The organism is Gammaproteobacteria bacterium, from assembly GCA_016712635.1.
Lineage (GTDB): Bacteria > Pseudomonadota > Gammaproteobacteria > SZUA-140 > SZUA-140 > JADJWH01.
The window spans coordinates 616925-629461 of record JADJQS010000002.1 but is presented as its reverse complement, the minus strand read 5'-3'; the positions used below and the strand labels follow the sequence as shown (position 1 = coordinate 629461).

14 protein-coding genes are annotated in these 12537 nt (G+C 69.2%); 9 read left to right on the top strand and 5 right to left on the bottom strand.

Annotated elements, in window-relative coordinates; all coding sequences use genetic code 11:
* Positions 1 to 5: 5 nt before the first annotated feature.
* Positions 6 to 1202, bottom strand: coding sequence for a glycosyltransferase family 1 protein (locus tag IPK65_06270; protein MBK8162750.1), 1197 nt, complete (start codon positions 1200 to 1202; stop codon positions 6 to 8).
* Between the two features lie 63 nt (positions 1203 to 1265).
* Complete coding sequence (locus IPK65_06265) at positions 1266 to 2462, bottom strand: glycosyltransferase (protein MBK8162749.1); 1197 nt, start codon at positions 2460 to 2462, stop codon at positions 1266 to 1268.
* A gap of 287 nt (positions 2463 to 2749) precedes the next feature.
* On the opposite strand from IPK65_06265, the gene IPK65_06260 reads away from it, so the two are divergent.
* From IPK65_06260 to IPK65_06230, 7 genes are all read left to right on the top strand, one after another.
* On the top strand, positions 2750 to 3556 hold the full coding sequence (locus tag IPK65_06260) for a UDP-2,3-diacylglucosamine diphosphatase (protein MBK8162748.1): 807 nt from the start codon (positions 2750 to 2752) through the stop codon (positions 3554 to 3556).
* A 287-nt stretch (positions 3557 to 3843) separates the two neighbouring features.
* On the top strand, positions 3844 to 4596 hold the full coding sequence (gene pgeF, locus IPK65_06255) for a peptidoglycan editing factor PgeF (protein MBK8162747.1): 753 nt from the start codon (positions 3844 to 3846) through the stop codon (positions 4594 to 4596).
* Between the two features lie 140 nt (positions 4597 to 4736).
* Positions 4737 to 5543: an ankyrin repeat domain-containing protein gene (locus tag IPK65_06250; GenBank protein ID MBK8162746.1), complete on the top strand. Its 807-nt coding sequence runs from the start codon at positions 4737 to 4739 to the stop codon at positions 5541 to 5543.
* The gene (locus IPK65_06245) at positions 5540 to 6352 is read left to right on the top strand and encodes a ZIP family metal transporter (protein ID MBK8162745.1); all 813 of its coding nucleotides are present in this window, start codon (positions 5540 to 5542) and stop codon (positions 6350 to 6352) included. Before IPK65_06250 ends, IPK65_06245 begins: the two co-directional genes overlap by 4 nt.
* Positions 6353 to 6364: 12 nt before the next feature.
* Positions 6365 to 6886, top strand: coding sequence for an amino acid-binding protein (locus IPK65_06240; protein MBK8162744.1), 522 nt, complete (start codon positions 6365 to 6367; stop codon positions 6884 to 6886).
* Positions 6887 to 6892: 6 nt separating this feature from the next.
* Positions 6893 to 7393 (top strand): peptide deformylase, encoded by a 501-nt coding sequence (def, locus tag IPK65_06235; protein ID MBK8162743.1) that lies wholly within the window; start codon positions 6893 to 6895, stop codon positions 7391 to 7393.
* Positions 7394 to 7451: 58 nt separating this feature from the next.
* Positions 7452 to 8744: a TerC/Alx family metal homeostasis membrane protein gene (locus tag IPK65_06230; GenBank protein ID MBK8162742.1), complete on the top strand. Its 1293-nt coding sequence runs from the start codon at positions 7452 to 7454 to the stop codon at positions 8742 to 8744.
* A gap of 87 nt (positions 8745 to 8831) precedes the next feature.
* Here the strand turns inward: IPK65_06230 and IPK65_06225 are convergent, their stop codons facing one another.
* Genes IPK65_06225 through IPK65_06215 form a run of 3 tightly spaced genes read right to left on the bottom strand, consistent with a single transcriptional unit; the run spans position 8832 to position 10086 of the window.
* On the bottom strand, positions 8832 to 9341 hold the full coding sequence (locus tag IPK65_06225; GenBank protein MBK8162741.1) for a Spy/CpxP family protein refolding chaperone: 510 nt from the start codon (positions 9339 to 9341) through the stop codon (positions 8832 to 8834).
* 44 nt (positions 9342 to 9385) lie between these two features.
* Positions 9386 to 9667 carry a hypothetical protein gene (locus IPK65_06220; protein MBK8162740.1) on the bottom strand — a complete coding sequence of 94 codons (282 nt, stop codon included), beginning with the start codon at positions 9665 to 9667 and terminating at the stop codon, positions 9386 to 9388.
* 44 nt (positions 9668 to 9711) lie between these two features.
* The gene (locus IPK65_06215) at positions 9712 to 10086 is read right to left on the bottom strand and encodes an STAS/SEC14 domain-containing protein (protein ID MBK8162739.1); all 375 of its coding nucleotides are present in this window, start codon (positions 10084 to 10086) and stop codon (positions 9712 to 9714) included.
* A gap of 171 nt (positions 10087 to 10257) precedes the next feature.
* Here IPK65_06215 and IPK65_06210 point away from each other — a divergent pair, with 171 nt between their 5' ends.
* Together IPK65_06210 and IPK65_06205 are read left to right on the top strand one after the other, a co-directional pair.
* Positions 10258 to 10950, top strand: a complete 693-nt coding sequence (locus tag IPK65_06210) for a response regulator transcription factor (protein ID MBK8162738.1) — start codon at positions 10258 to 10260, stop codon at positions 10948 to 10950.
* Positions 10943 to 12412, top strand: coding sequence for a HAMP domain-containing protein (locus IPK65_06205; GenBank protein MBK8162737.1), 1470 nt, complete (start codon positions 10943 to 10945; stop codon positions 12410 to 12412). The genes IPK65_06210 and IPK65_06205 overlap by 8 nt, the downstream gene beginning before the upstream one ends.
* Positions 12413 to 12537: the final 125 nt, after the last annotated feature.

The following is a 12537-nucleotide window of genomic DNA, read 5'->3' as shown; positions in this document are numbered from 1 at the left end:
GTGGGTTAGCCGCCGGAGTTCCAGTTGAAGCCGAGGGCGTAGGCGCCCTCTCCGTGGAGCTGCCGCCGCAACAGTGCCTCGAACTGCTCCCCGATCTGCGGCCAGCTCTGGGTCAGGGCGTGGCGGCGCGCGTTGGCACGCAGCTTCTGGCTCAGCGCGGTGTCCGCGAGCAGGGTGAGTGCGTGCTGCAGGAAAACGGTCTCGTTGCCGCACGGCGCGGTGAGACCATTCTCGCCGGGGCGGATGTGCTGGCTTGCCGCGGCGTAGTCGTAGGCGACCACCGCGAGCCCGCTCGCGAGCGCCTCGAGCAGCACGTTGCCGAAGGTCTCGGTCAGGCTGGGGAACAGGAACATGTCGCCGGAGGCGTAATGCGCGGCGAGGTCCGCGCCGGTCCGCATGCCGCAGAAGATGAAATCCGGATGCTCCGCCCGCAGGCGTGCGGCGAGCGGGCCGTCGCCGACCAGCACGAAGCGCGCCTCCGGCCGCACGCCCTGCAGCGCACGGAAGGCGCTGACCGCGAGCTGCAGGTTCTTTTCGGCGGCGAGCCGGCCGACGTAGATGACCGCGGGCGCGTCGTCCGCCACGCCCCAGGCGGCGCGCAGGCCGGCGTCGCGCCGCGCCGGGGTGAACAGATCGGTATCGATGCCGCGGCCGAGCACCTGCACGTTGCGCAGCCCGCGCGCCGCGAGTTCCGCGCGCAGCGCGTCGGTCGGCACCAGCGTGGCGCCGGTGCGGTTGTGGAAGCGGCGCAGATAGGCGAACACCGCGGGTTCCAGCCAGGCGAGCCGGTAGTGGCGGCAGTAGGTGTGGAAGTTGGTGTGGAATCCGCTGACCACCGGAATCCCGTGCCGCCGGGCGGCGCGGACCGCCGAGGCGCCGAGCGGGCCCTGCGTGGCGACGTAAAGCACGTCGGGTGCGCGCCGCCGCCACAGCCGGTGCATCCTGCCCGCCGCAGGCAGGCCGAAACGCAGGTCCGCGTAGCCCGGGAGGGGCAGTCCAGGGACCTCGCACAGATCGGCGTCGCCGCCACCGCGCTCGGCGCGGCGCGGGCAGACCACGCTGACCCGGTGCCCGTTGTCGCGCAGGGCGGCGGCCAGCCGCGCGAGCGTCATCGCCACGCCGTTGATCTCGGGCAGATAGGTTTCGGTGACGATGCCGAGGTGCAGGGAGCGGTCCCGCACCGGGTTCAGTGCTTCGCGCATGCGTGCGGCAGGGGATGGTTGCGGTAGCGCGCGGCCCGCGCCGCCGCCCGGCCCGCGACGGCCTCAGCGCTGGGCATGATGCGGCTCCAGCGCGCGGCGCGCCGCCGCGGCCTTGTCGATGATTTGCACATAGTATTCCTCCAGCTTCCGGGCGCAGGACTCGTTGGACCAGGTGCGGGCGTAGTCGAGCGCACGCCGGCTCAGTTGCTCATACAGCCTGCGGTTGCGCAGCAGGGTCAGTACCTTGTGCGCGAAATCACGGACGTCGTCCTCGGCGATCAGCGCGCCCTCGCCCTCGCGCAGCACATCGCGCGTGCCCATCACCGCCTGGGCGACGACCGGCCGCCCCATCGCCATGGCCTCGAGCAGCACCAGGCCCTGGGTTTCCGTGCGCGACGAGAATACGAACACGTCGGCGGCCGCGTAGCAGTCGAGCAGGGCGGACTCGCGGTCGAGGTAGCCGACGAAGGCAACCTGCTGTCCGAGTCCGAGGCGTTCCGTGAGACGGCGCAGGTGCGGCTCGGCCGGTCCCTCGCCCGCGATCAGGAGCAGCACGTCGGGCAGCCGCTGGCGCACCTCGTTCACCATGTGGAGCAGGAAGTCGATGTTCTTCTCGAAGGCGACGCGGCCGACGAAGAGCAGCACGGGGCGGCCGGGGTCGATGCCGAGCCGGCGCCGGAAGGCCGCGCCGTCGCCGCGGGTGAAGTGCTGCATGTTGAGGCCGGTCGGGATGATGCGCATCTCGCTCCTGACGCCGTAGCCGCGCAGCTTGTCGTGCATGGCATGCGAGGGCACGACGAGCGCGTCGACGGCATTGCCCTGGCCGGCGGAGAAGCGCCGCGCCAGTACGCGCAGTGATCCGCGCGGCAGCATCGGGATGTAGTGGTAGAGGTATTCCTCGAAATAGGTGTGGTAGGACTCGATGACGGGGAGTCCCAGCGCGCGCGCGATACGGATCCCGGCGTAGTGGGCGACGAACGGCGTCTGGATGTGCACGATGTCGAAGGCGCGGCCGCGCAGCGCCTCGCGCATCGTCACCAGCACGCGGTAATGCATCATGCGGTCCTCGGGGTCGAGCGGGAGACCACGCGACGGGATGCGCACGGTATCGGCGTCGTCCGAATAATCGGCCGGATAGGCGGGCGCGAGCAGGGTTATCTCGTGCCCCAGCGCGCGGAAGGAGTCGCGGTAGGTGGCGATCGAGGTCGACACCCCGTTGATGCGCGGGAAATAGACATCCGAGATCATCAGGATGCGCATGAGGTCCCTGCCCGGAAGTCTGCGGTGATGGTGCGATGGTGGAGATCGCGCGGCGGCGTGATGCGCCTGCGGGAAGGTTGCAAGGATGCCGTTGAGCGCCTCATCTTCGGGCGCCAGATTACGCTGCGCGTGTGACAGCCGCGCGAAGTTTTTATGACAATTGCGTGAAAACGCCCTGAAACCGCCCCTCGCGCGTCCGCCTTAATGAAAGATTCATCGTTTCGTTACAAAAGCGTCATGCGCCCGTGAGATATATTGCGCGCCGGATAATTAGCGGGGGAATCTCGATGGGAAAATTAACGGTACGTTCCATCTTCGTGTCCGATATACATTTAGGCACGCGGGGTGCTCAGGCGGAATATCTGCTCGACCTGCTCAATAATACGGAATCGGAATACCTCTACCTGGTCGGCGATGTGTTCGACCTGTGGAAGCTGCGCTCGGGCTGGTTCTGGCCGCAGCTCAATAACCGTGTCGTCCAGTCACTGTTTGCCAAGGCGCGGCGCGGCACCCGGGTGGTCTACATCCCCGGCAACCACGACGCGCTGATGCGCGACTACGCGGGAATGGAGTTCAACGGGGTGCGGATCCTGCACCAGACGGAACACGTCACCGCGGACGGACGCCGCCTGCTGGTCACGCACGGCGACGAACTGGACGGCGTGGTCGCCGTCAACCGCTGGCTGCGCCATATCGGCGACCTGAACTACTACTTCCTGCTCATGCTCAACCGCCACTGCGACCGGATGCGCCGGCTGTTCGGGCGGCCCTACTGGTCCCTCTCCGCCTACATCAAGAGCCGTGTGGGCAATGCCGTCGACTACGTGCGCCGCTTCGAGGCCGCGGCCGTCGAGCGCGCGCGCCACGCCGGCCTGGACGGCGTCGTGTGCGGCCACATCCACGTCGGGAACGTGCGCACCATCGACGGCCTGCTCTACGCCAACTCCGGCGACTGGGTCGAGAACTGCACCGCCCTGGTCGAAGAGGCCTCGGGCGAGATCCGCCTGCTGCACTGGGCGCGCGACAGCGTGTTCCTGCTGCCGGCGCGGGAGGCGGCCGCGGAGGTCGGCGTCGAGGAAGGCGTGCCTGGATAAAAGGTGAGGGAGAGGAGTGAGGGGAGAGGAGTAAAATACAAAACTTTAATCGACAAAGCGCTTGACAGGAAAAATGAAGCGAACAGGCTTTTCTGCCTCACGCCTCACGCCTCACGCCTCACGCCTCACGCCTCACGCCTCACGCCTCACGCCTCACGCCTCACGCCTCACGCCTCACCGCCTCACGCCTCACGCCTCACGCCTCACGCCTCACGCCTCACGCCTCACGCCTCACGCCTCACGCCTCACCCTTTTGCTTCTATCGTCCTTTCTGTTAGATTTCCCGTATGACCAAGCAGGTTTCTCATGCGGTGCAGTGGATCACGCCCGACTGGCCGGCGCCGGCGGGGGTGCGGGCGCTGACCAGCCTGCGCGGCGGCGGGGTGAGCCGCGGCACGTATGCGGGGCTGAACCTGGCGCTCCACGTCGGGGACGACCCGGAGGCGGTGCGGGAGAACCGGGACCGCCTGCTGCGCGCGGCCGGGGTGCCGGTCGAGCCGTGCTGGCTGGAACAGGTGCACGGCACGAACGTGATCGACGCCGACGACTGGCAGCCCGGTGTGCAGGCGGATGCCGCCGTCGCCCGCTATCCGGACCTGGTCTGCGCCGTTTTGACCGCGGACTGCCTCCCGGTGCTGCTGTGCGCGCGCGACGGCAGCGCCGTGGCGGCGATCCACGCGGGCTGGCGCGGGCTCGCCGCCGGCGTGATCGAGGCGACCGCCGGCGAGCTCGGTGACGGCGGGTACATCGCCTGGCTGGGCCCCGCGATCGGACCGCAGTCCTTCGAGGTCGGCGACGAGGTGCGCGCCGCCTTTCTCGCCGCGGATGCCGGCGCGGCCGCGGCCTTTCGTCCCTCGCCGGCGGGGCGCTGGCTCGCGGACCTCTGCCAGCTCGCGCGCCGGCGCCTGCAGACGGTCGGCATCACCGAGGTGTACGGCGGCGGGGAGTGCACCCACCGCGATGCCGTGCGCTTCTATTCCTATCGCCGCGACGGCGAGACCGGGCGCATGGCGAGCCTGATCTGGCGGGAAGGCGCGTAGCGCGCGGCGTAGCGGCCAGACTGCGGGGGATCCGTCACGCCGCGCCCGATCCGCGCCCGCGGACCCCGGTCGCCCCGCGTCCTCGAACCGGCGGGCATATTCGTTGTAGAATGCCTGACTTTATCCGGAGCGGCCCGCCCATGATCCACGCACTGAAAACTTGCCTCCCGCGCCGGCTCGCATCCCTGCGGGCACCCCTTGCGCCGCGCCTCCTGCTGGTACTGGCCGCGCTGGCGGCGGCGGGCGCCTGCAGCAATCCGCCCCTCGTCGACGCGGTGAACGACGGCGATGTCGCCGGGGTGGAGGCGCTGCTGGCGCAGGGGGCGGATGTGAATGCGCGCAACCGCGCCAGCGAACCGGTGCTCGACGTCGCGATCCGCAAGGGCCATCTCGACATTGCCTGGCTGCTGCTCAGGCGCGATCCCGACATCAACGCCAAGGGCGAGCTCGGGGTGACGCCGCTGATGCTGGCGATCTCGGGCGACCACCTTGACCTGGCGCGCGAACTGATCGCGCGCGGCGCGCGGGTGGACATGCGCGACGCCATCGGCAATACCGCCCTCATCATCATGCCGCTCACCGATCGCCCGGAGCTGGTTCAGCTCCTGCTCGACCATGGGGCGCAGGTGGATGATCAGAACCAGAACGGACTGACCGCGCTGATGACGGCGGCCTACATCGGCCACGCCGCGAGCGCTCGGCTGCTGATCGAGCGCGGCGCCGACATCAACGCACGCACGCGCGACGGGCAGACCGCCCTGATGCGCGCGGCCCGGCAGGGCCACCTGCCCGTGGTTGAGCTGCTGCTCGCGCACGGTGCGGATGCGCAGGCGCGCAACGGCGACGGCGAGACGGCGCTGACCTGGGCGCGCAAGCAGGGGCACGCGGAGGTGATGCGCCTGCTCGAGGAGGCGCCGGTGCCCGCGCGGCCGGATTCCGGTCCATGACGACGCTGCTGCTCATTGTCCTGTTCTGCCTGCTCGGCGGCGTGCTCAGCGTGGTCGCCGCCGCGGTGTTCCTGCTCGCACCGGAACGCTGGCGCGAACGCGTGCTGCCGCACCTCGTCAGTTTCGCGATCGGGGCCCTGCTCGGGGCGGCATTCCTCGCGCTGCTGCCGCACGCCATACTGAGCCCCGGGGTGCGTGACGTCCACGACATCGGCGCCGCGGTGCTGCTCGGCCTGCTCGGTTTCTTCGTGCTGGAGAAGATGATCCTCTGGCGTCACTGCCACTCGTTCGAATGCGAGGCGCATGTGCCGGAGCACGCGGACGGACACGGGCATGTACATGGCGGCGGTCCGCAGGGCCGGCAGGCGACGGGCATGCTGATCCTGGTGGGCGACGGTCTGCACAACTTCGTCGACGGTATCCTGATCGCGGCCGCGTTCCTTACCGACACACACCTCGGCATCGTCACCGCGCTGGCCGTGGCCGCACACGAGATCCCGCAGGAGGTGGGCGATTTCGCCGTGCTGCTCGACAGCGGCTTCAGCCGCGCGCGGGCGTTCTACTATAATCTGCTGTCAAGCCTGACCACGGTGGTGGGCGGCGTGCTCGCCTATTTCACCATGGCGGACCTCAGGCACGTGACGCCGTACGTGCTGGCGGTGGCGGCGGCGAGCTTCATCTACATCGCGGTCGCCGACCTGATCCCGGGACTGCACCGCCGCCTGCATCCGAAGGTGACCCTGCAGCAGCTCGGCCTGATACTGGCCGGCGTGACGGTGATCTATTTCGCCCACAAGAGCCTGCACTGACGGGAGGTGGACATGGCCGGATGGTTCATGCTGACGGTGGTGGGCGAAGACCGCCCGGGGATCGTGGCGCGCCTGACCGCGGCGCTGTACGACGGCGGCTGCAACCTGGGCGAGGCATCGATGCTGCGCCTGGGCGGCAATTTCACCATCATGCTGATGGTGAGCCGCGCGGGCACCGCGGCGCAGCTCGCCGCGCTGGTCGAGCCGGTCACCCAGTCGCTCGGGCTCAGGCTGCACGTTGACCGCATCGAGGGCCGCCTGCACCAGCACATCGAGCCCGACGTCAGCATCACCGTAGCGGGGGCGGACCGCGCCGGCATCGTTGCGCACGCCGTCGGCGCCTTCGCCGGGGCCGGGCTCAACATCCTCAACCTGGAGTCCGGCGTGGGCGGCAGCGCGGAGCAGCCGCTCTACATCATGCACATCGAGGGCCAGGCGCTGGAGGGGATAGAGTCGCTGCGTTCGGCGCTGGAGATCATCCGGCGCGAGGGCATCGATGTCTCGCTGACACCGGTCGACACGCTGATCGGCTGATCCATCGTGGCGGTGCGGCAGGTCCTGACCTACCCCGACGAGCGGCTCAAGCGGGCCGCGACGCCGGTCGAATCGTTTGACGATGCGCTGCGCGCGGCGGTGGCCGACCTCGAGGAGACGATGCGCGCGGGTCCCGCGGCCGTGGGCATCGCGGCGACCCAGATCGGATGGACGCAGCGCGTGGTGATCATCGATGCCTCGTCCAGGCCGCAGTGGCGCAACCATGGACGGCTGGTGCTGGTGAATCCCGGGATCGTCGCCCGGGAAGGGTCGGTCAGCGGCCGCGAGGGCTGCCTCTCGGTGCCGGACTATACCGGCAACGTGGTGCGCGCGCAGGCGCTGACGCTCGAGGCCTGCGACGAGCATGGCGAGCCGCGGCGCTACGAGATGGAAGGCTTCGAGGCGCGCGTCGTGCAGCACGAGATCGATCATCTGGACGGACTGCTGTTCATCGACCGCGTGGTGAGCCGGCGCAACGACCTGTTCCGCCGCAAGGTCTGCCGCTGAGCGCCCGCGGCGGAGTTATGCGGCGGGGCGGGGCGGGGCACGGCGCGCGGGAGGCGGCATGACGGCCTGGCTGTGGATCGGATTCATCGCCGTCATCGCCGCGATCCTGGTCTTCGACCTGGCGGTGGTCCACCGCAGGCCGCGTCCGATCGGCGTCTACGAGGCGCTTGCCTGGACGGGGTTCTGGGTCGCGCTCGCGCTCAGTTTCAATATCGGCGTCTACTACCTGTACGAGAACCACCTGCTCGGTGCCGGCCTTGCGCCGGGACGCGTGCTCGACGGGCGCGCCGCCGCCGTCCAGTTTTTCACCGGCTACCTGGTGGAGAAGGCGCTCAGCCTGGAGAACATCTTCGTCGTCGCGCTCATCTTCGCGCATTTCCGCCTCCCGCTCGAATACCAGCATCGCGTGCTGTTCTGGGGCGTGTTCGGGGCGGTCGTCCTGCGCGCCGCGATGATCGCCGGCGGTGTCAGCCTGATCGGGTATTTCGCCTGGATGTCGTACGTATTCGGCGCGCTGCTGGTCGCGACCGCGGCGCGCCTGCTGCTGCACCGGGACGAGGTGCGGCCGGAGCGCAGCCTGCTGGTCCGCCTCGCGCGCCGCCGCATCCCCCTGCGCGCGGACCTCGACGGCGACCGCTTCCTCACGCGCGATGGCGGCCGCCGTACGGCGACGCCGCTGCTGGTCGCCCTCCTGCTGGTGGTGGGCGCCGATCTGGCGTTCGCGCTCGATTCCGTCGCGGCCATCATCGCCGTGACGCGGGACCCGTTCCTGATCTTCAGCGCGAGCATCTTCGCGATCCTCGGTCTGCGCCCGCTGTATTTCGCGGCCGCCGGCCTGCTGCCCCGCCTGCGCTATCTCAAGCTCAGCCTGGTGTTCCTGCTCGGCTTCGTCGGGGTGAAGATGCTGCTGGCGCCGCATTACGCGATCCCCGACGGGATCGCGCTGCTGGCGATCGCCGCGATCCTCGTCGCGGGCGGCCTGCTGTCCGCATTGCTCAAGCCGCGCGCCGCGGCGCCGGTCTCGCCGCTGGCGGACGATCTGGGCGAACTGCTGGTGCTGACGGCGAAGGGCGCGCGCCGCATCGTCATCCTGGTGATCGGCTCGACGGTGGTGCTGATCGGCGTCGTCATGATCGTGCTGCCCGGCCCGGCCATCGTGGTGATCCCGGCGGGACTGGCGATCCTCGCCACGGAATTCATCTGGGCGCGCCGCCTGCTGCACCGGCTCAAGCACGAGGCCAGGAATCTCAAGGACAGCGCGCGCGGTTTCTTCGGGCGCAAACGGCGCGGCGCGCCGGAGGCAGGCGGAGCTGACCCGGGCGACGACCGCGAAAACAAACAGGGCGGATAACCGCCCCATTCTGTCCCTCCGGCCCTGTGCCGTTCCCTGGCACCCTGTCATCCCTGCGGCTGCCGGCCTCTGTGACTGTCGTGACGATTACCAGCCGTGACCCGGGCCGCGATCGCAGGAGTCGCCCGGGTAGTCGCGGAACTGCTCCCGCTGTTCCTCTGTGAGCGCGCCCTCGACCTGGGCGCGCGTCTTCGCCCGCAGCATGATCATCTCCCCGATCAGCTCGCCCTGGCGGCGCGCCAGCTTGTCGAAGTCCGCACCATATCCCTTGTCGTCGAGGACCTCGTCCATCTGCTCGCGGTTCTCGATCATGGACTCGCCCAGTTCGCGTGACTGCGAGCGCGACTTGTCCATGATGCCGCGGATCGTCTTGCGCTGTTCGGCGCTGAGATCAAGCTCCTCCGCGAGGTACGACAGTCCGCTCATGCCGTGATGTCCGCTCGGACCGTGATGCGGCTGGTCGTAACCGAACCAGCCGAATTCCGGACCCGGCGGGCGCGAACCCGGATAACCGTCGTGCGCGAGCGCGGCGCCGGTGGCGGTCACCGCGGCGAGCAGGACGCCTGTTGCGATCAGTGATGATGTGTTGCGTTTCATGGTTGCTCTCCTCTTCTCCGTGATGGAACTGCGTCGGGACCGGATCAGGCATGCCCGGCCAGGCCGCGCCCGCCGGTGGCGGACCTGCGGTCGGAGGCTCTGCGCCCGTCTCCGTTTTCGCCAGGGGCGAATCTCATTACCGCCGCGTGCAGCGGATCCCAGCCGATTGCGCCGGTGAGCCCCGGGTATATGGCCAGCAGGGGCAGCAGCGCTAGCGCGCCGATCGGCGCGTCGATCAGAAGCGGGATGGTCGCGAGTGTCAGGCTGAAGGCGATCCTGACGAGGCGCTCGGTCGGATTGATGTTGTGAATGACGTCCTTTTCCATGATGTGTCTCCTTGTGTCAGTGGCGGTTGAAGTGTGTTCCGGGTTCAGTTGTAACGTTCGGCGAGGATCCATTCGCGCGCGCTCTCCAGCCTCGCCGCGGGATAGGTCTTGATCTTCGCGTTGACGAAGTGCGGCGCGATGCGCGGCGCCACCCCGGAGGCGTCCGCGTCGGTGACCAGGGCAATGCGCGTGATCGCCCGGTGCTGGTCCAGGGCGAAGCGCAGATGCGGGGCGAGGGCCGCGAAGGCGTCCCAGTCCCCGCGTCCCGGGGCGCGGATGATGAGACCGTTCAGCCGGCCTTTCCGCTTGAGGTAGGGGTCGACGGCGCGTCCCGCCGCCTCGAAATCCGTCTGCGCCAGGGCGTCGTCCGCCTCAAGCAGGGCAATCGCGTCGTTTTCATCCACGTTGACCGACAGCATGTGCGTTCTCCCGTATTCGTTGATCACGCCGGGCAGGATAGCCCGCGGTAATGCAAGAGTGGGTCAGCGCAAGGTAAAGGCGGGGAAAATGATTGTAAGATTGTGTAAAGCGGCCGCGTGCGGGCCGCACCGCGCCTTATAATCGCCGCTGTATGAAGCGGAGGAGGCACCATGGCGAGACTGCTGCTGGCCGATGATGACGAGGAGTTGTGCGACATGCTGGCCGAGTATCTGCGCGGCGAGGGCTTCGAGGTCGACGTCGCGCACGACGGCGAGGCGGCCCTGCTCGCAGCGGCGCGCGGCGATCACGACCTCGTGGTGCTAGACGTCATGATGCCCCGGTTAAACGGTTTCGACGTGCTGCGCGAGCTGCGGCGCAAGTCGCTCATCCCCGTGCTGATGCTGACCGCGCGCGGCTCCGACATGGACAGCGTGGTCGGCCTGGAACTCGGCGCCGACGATTACCTGCCCAAGCCCTGCAACCCGCGCGTACTGGTTGCCCGCATCCGCGCCGTCCTGCGCCGCGCCGACCAGGGCGAGCCGGACAGGCCGGACGGCGACATCGCCGTCGGCGACGTCGTCCTGCAACGTGGTGCGCGCAGGGTGCTGCAGGACGGCGGGCCGGTCGAGCTCACCAGTACCGAATACAGCGTGCTCGCCGTGCTGCTGGAGGAGGTCGGCCGCGTCGTCAGCAAGGAGTCCCTGTGCGAACGCGCGCTCGGACGCAAGCTCACGCGCTACGACCGCAGCCTCGACATGCACATCAGCAACCTGCGCCGGAAGCTCGGCCCGCTGCCGGGCGGCGAGGAACGCATCCAGACCGTGCGCGGGGTGGGCTACCTGTACGCGCGCGTGGATGAATGACATGTTCAACCTGTTCTGGAAGATCTTCCTTGTTTTCTGGGTCGCGATGATCGCGATGGGCGGCGCGATCGCGTGGACCACCGCGCAGATCGGACGCGAGCGCATCCCGCTGATGATCGAGCGCGAGAAGGAGCAGTTCTCCGAAAGCGTGGCGCAGGCCGAGGAGGTGCTGCGGACGCGCGGACTGGCGGGATTCAGGGAGTGGCTCGACGACAACTGGAGCAACCGCCGGCTGAACGTGTTCCTGATCGATCCCGCCGGACACGAGGTGTTCGGCAATGAACTGCCGCCGCAACTCGCCCGTGTGATCGATCTGCTGCGCGCCCGCGGCTTCATCGGCGAGGCGCGGCCGTGGATCTACGGCGCGCCTCCCCCCGGTGATGTGCCCGGGGGTATGGGCTGGCGGAACGACCCTTCCGCCGGCGCCGAGGGCGCGCGCGAGGAGCCGCGCGCGGGTCGGCCCGAGCATCACGGCCTGATCATCCGTTCGGTGCTGGTGCCGCGCGAGGGCTTCTATCACCTGATCGCGGTCTTCCGCCCGCCGCATCCGGTATGGCACCTGGTCTCGATACCCGGCCTGCTGGCGGCGCTGCTGATCAGCGGGCTGGTGTGCGTCGGCCTGGCGCGCTACCTGAGCGCGCCGGTGCGCCGCCTGCGCGCCGCCACCCAGGCGCTCGCCGCCGGCAACCTCGGCATCCGCGTGGGCGGGATCGGCCTGCGCGGCGACGAGATGGGGGGCTTGAGCCGGGATTTCGACCGCATGGCGGCGCGCCTGCAGACGCTCATCGAATCGCAGAAGGACCTTCTGCGCGATGTCTCGCATGAGCTGCGCTCGCCACTCGCGCGACTGCAGGCGGCGCTCGGCCTCGCGCGCCGCCGTGCCGAGGGACGCGCCGGCGAGGAGCTGGACCGCATCGAGCGCGAGGCCGAGCGCCTCAATGAACTGATCGGCCAGATCCTGTCGCTGACGCGACTCGCGGTCGAGGACGGCGAACACATGCGTGAGCCGGTCGATCTGGCCGCGCTGGTGGATACCATCGCGCGCGATGCCGCCTTCGAGGCGGAGCAGAGCCGGCGCCACGTGCGGGTGCTCGACCGAGCGGCGGCGACCCTCGTCGGCAACCCGGAGCTGCTGCACAGCGCGATCGAGAATGTGGTCCGCAACGCGGTGCATTACACACGGGAGGACACGGCGGTGGAGATCTCGCTCACCCTGGAGGCGGACGCCGGCCAGGCCGGGATCACCGTGCGCGACCATGGGTCCGGCGTCGACGCGTCCCACCTGCAGCGCATCTTCGAACCCTTTTTCCGCGCCAGCGAGTCGCGCGACCGTGCGAGCGGGGGCTACGGACTCGGGCTCGCCATCGCAAAGCGCGCGGTTGAGCTGCACGGCGGCACCATCGCCGCGGCGAACGAGGCGGACGGCGGGCTGCGGATTACCATCCGACTGCCGCTGGCCTGATTCCGGGACCGGGTTTCAGCCCGGAGTGCGCGAAAAAAAGGGCGGCGCGCATGCGCCGCCCTTTCATGCCGCGGATGCGGCGATCAGGTCTGTCTTTCGCTGGCGGGTTTCGAACCGTCGGCCCT

Bases quoted from the DNA above. Each gene is read 5' to 3' on its own strand.
- IPK65_06270 (MBK8162750.1), bottom strand. From the start codon at position 1,202: ATGCGCGAAGCACTGAACCCGGTGCGGGACCGCTCCCTGCACCTCGGC.
- IPK65_06265 (MBK8162749.1), bottom strand. From the start codon at position 2,462: ATGCGCATCCTGATGATCTCGGATGTCTATTTCCCGCGCATCAACGGG.
- IPK65_06260 (MBK8162748.1), top strand. From the start codon at position 2,750: ATGGGAAAATTAACGGTACGTTCCATCTTCGTGTCCGATATACATTTA.
- pgeF (MBK8162747.1), top strand. From the start codon at position 3,844: ATGACCAAGCAGGTTTCTCATGCGGTGCAGTGGATCACGCCCGACTGG.
- IPK65_06250 (MBK8162746.1), top strand. From the start codon at position 4,737: ATGATCCACGCACTGAAAACTTGCCTCCCGCGCCGGCTCGCATCCCTG.
- IPK65_06245 (MBK8162745.1), top strand. From the start codon at position 5,540: ATGACGACGCTGCTGCTCATTGTCCTGTTCTGCCTGCTCGGCGGCGTG.
- IPK65_06240 (MBK8162744.1), top strand. From the start codon at position 6,365: ATGGCCGGATGGTTCATGCTGACGGTGGTGGGCGAAGACCGCCCGGGG.
- IPK65_06230 (MBK8162742.1), top strand. From the start codon at position 7,452: ATGACGGCCTGGCTGTGGATCGGATTCATCGCCGTCATCGCCGCGATC.
- IPK65_06225 (MBK8162741.1), bottom strand. From the start codon at position 9,341: ATGAAACGCAACACATCATCACTGATCGCAACAGGCGTCCTGCTCGCC.
- IPK65_06220 (MBK8162740.1), bottom strand. From the start codon at position 9,667: ATGGAAAAGGACGTCATTCACAACATCAATCCGACCGAGCGCCTCGTC.
- IPK65_06215 (MBK8162739.1), bottom strand. From the start codon at position 10,086: ATGCTGTCGGTCAACGTGGATGAAAACGACGCGATTGCCCTGCTTGAG.
- IPK65_06210 (MBK8162738.1), top strand. From the start codon at position 10,258: ATGGCGAGACTGCTGCTGGCCGATGATGACGAGGAGTTGTGCGACATG.
- IPK65_06205 (MBK8162737.1), top strand. From the start codon at position 10,943: ATGAATGACATGTTCAACCTGTTCTGGAAGATCTTCCTTGTTTTCTGG.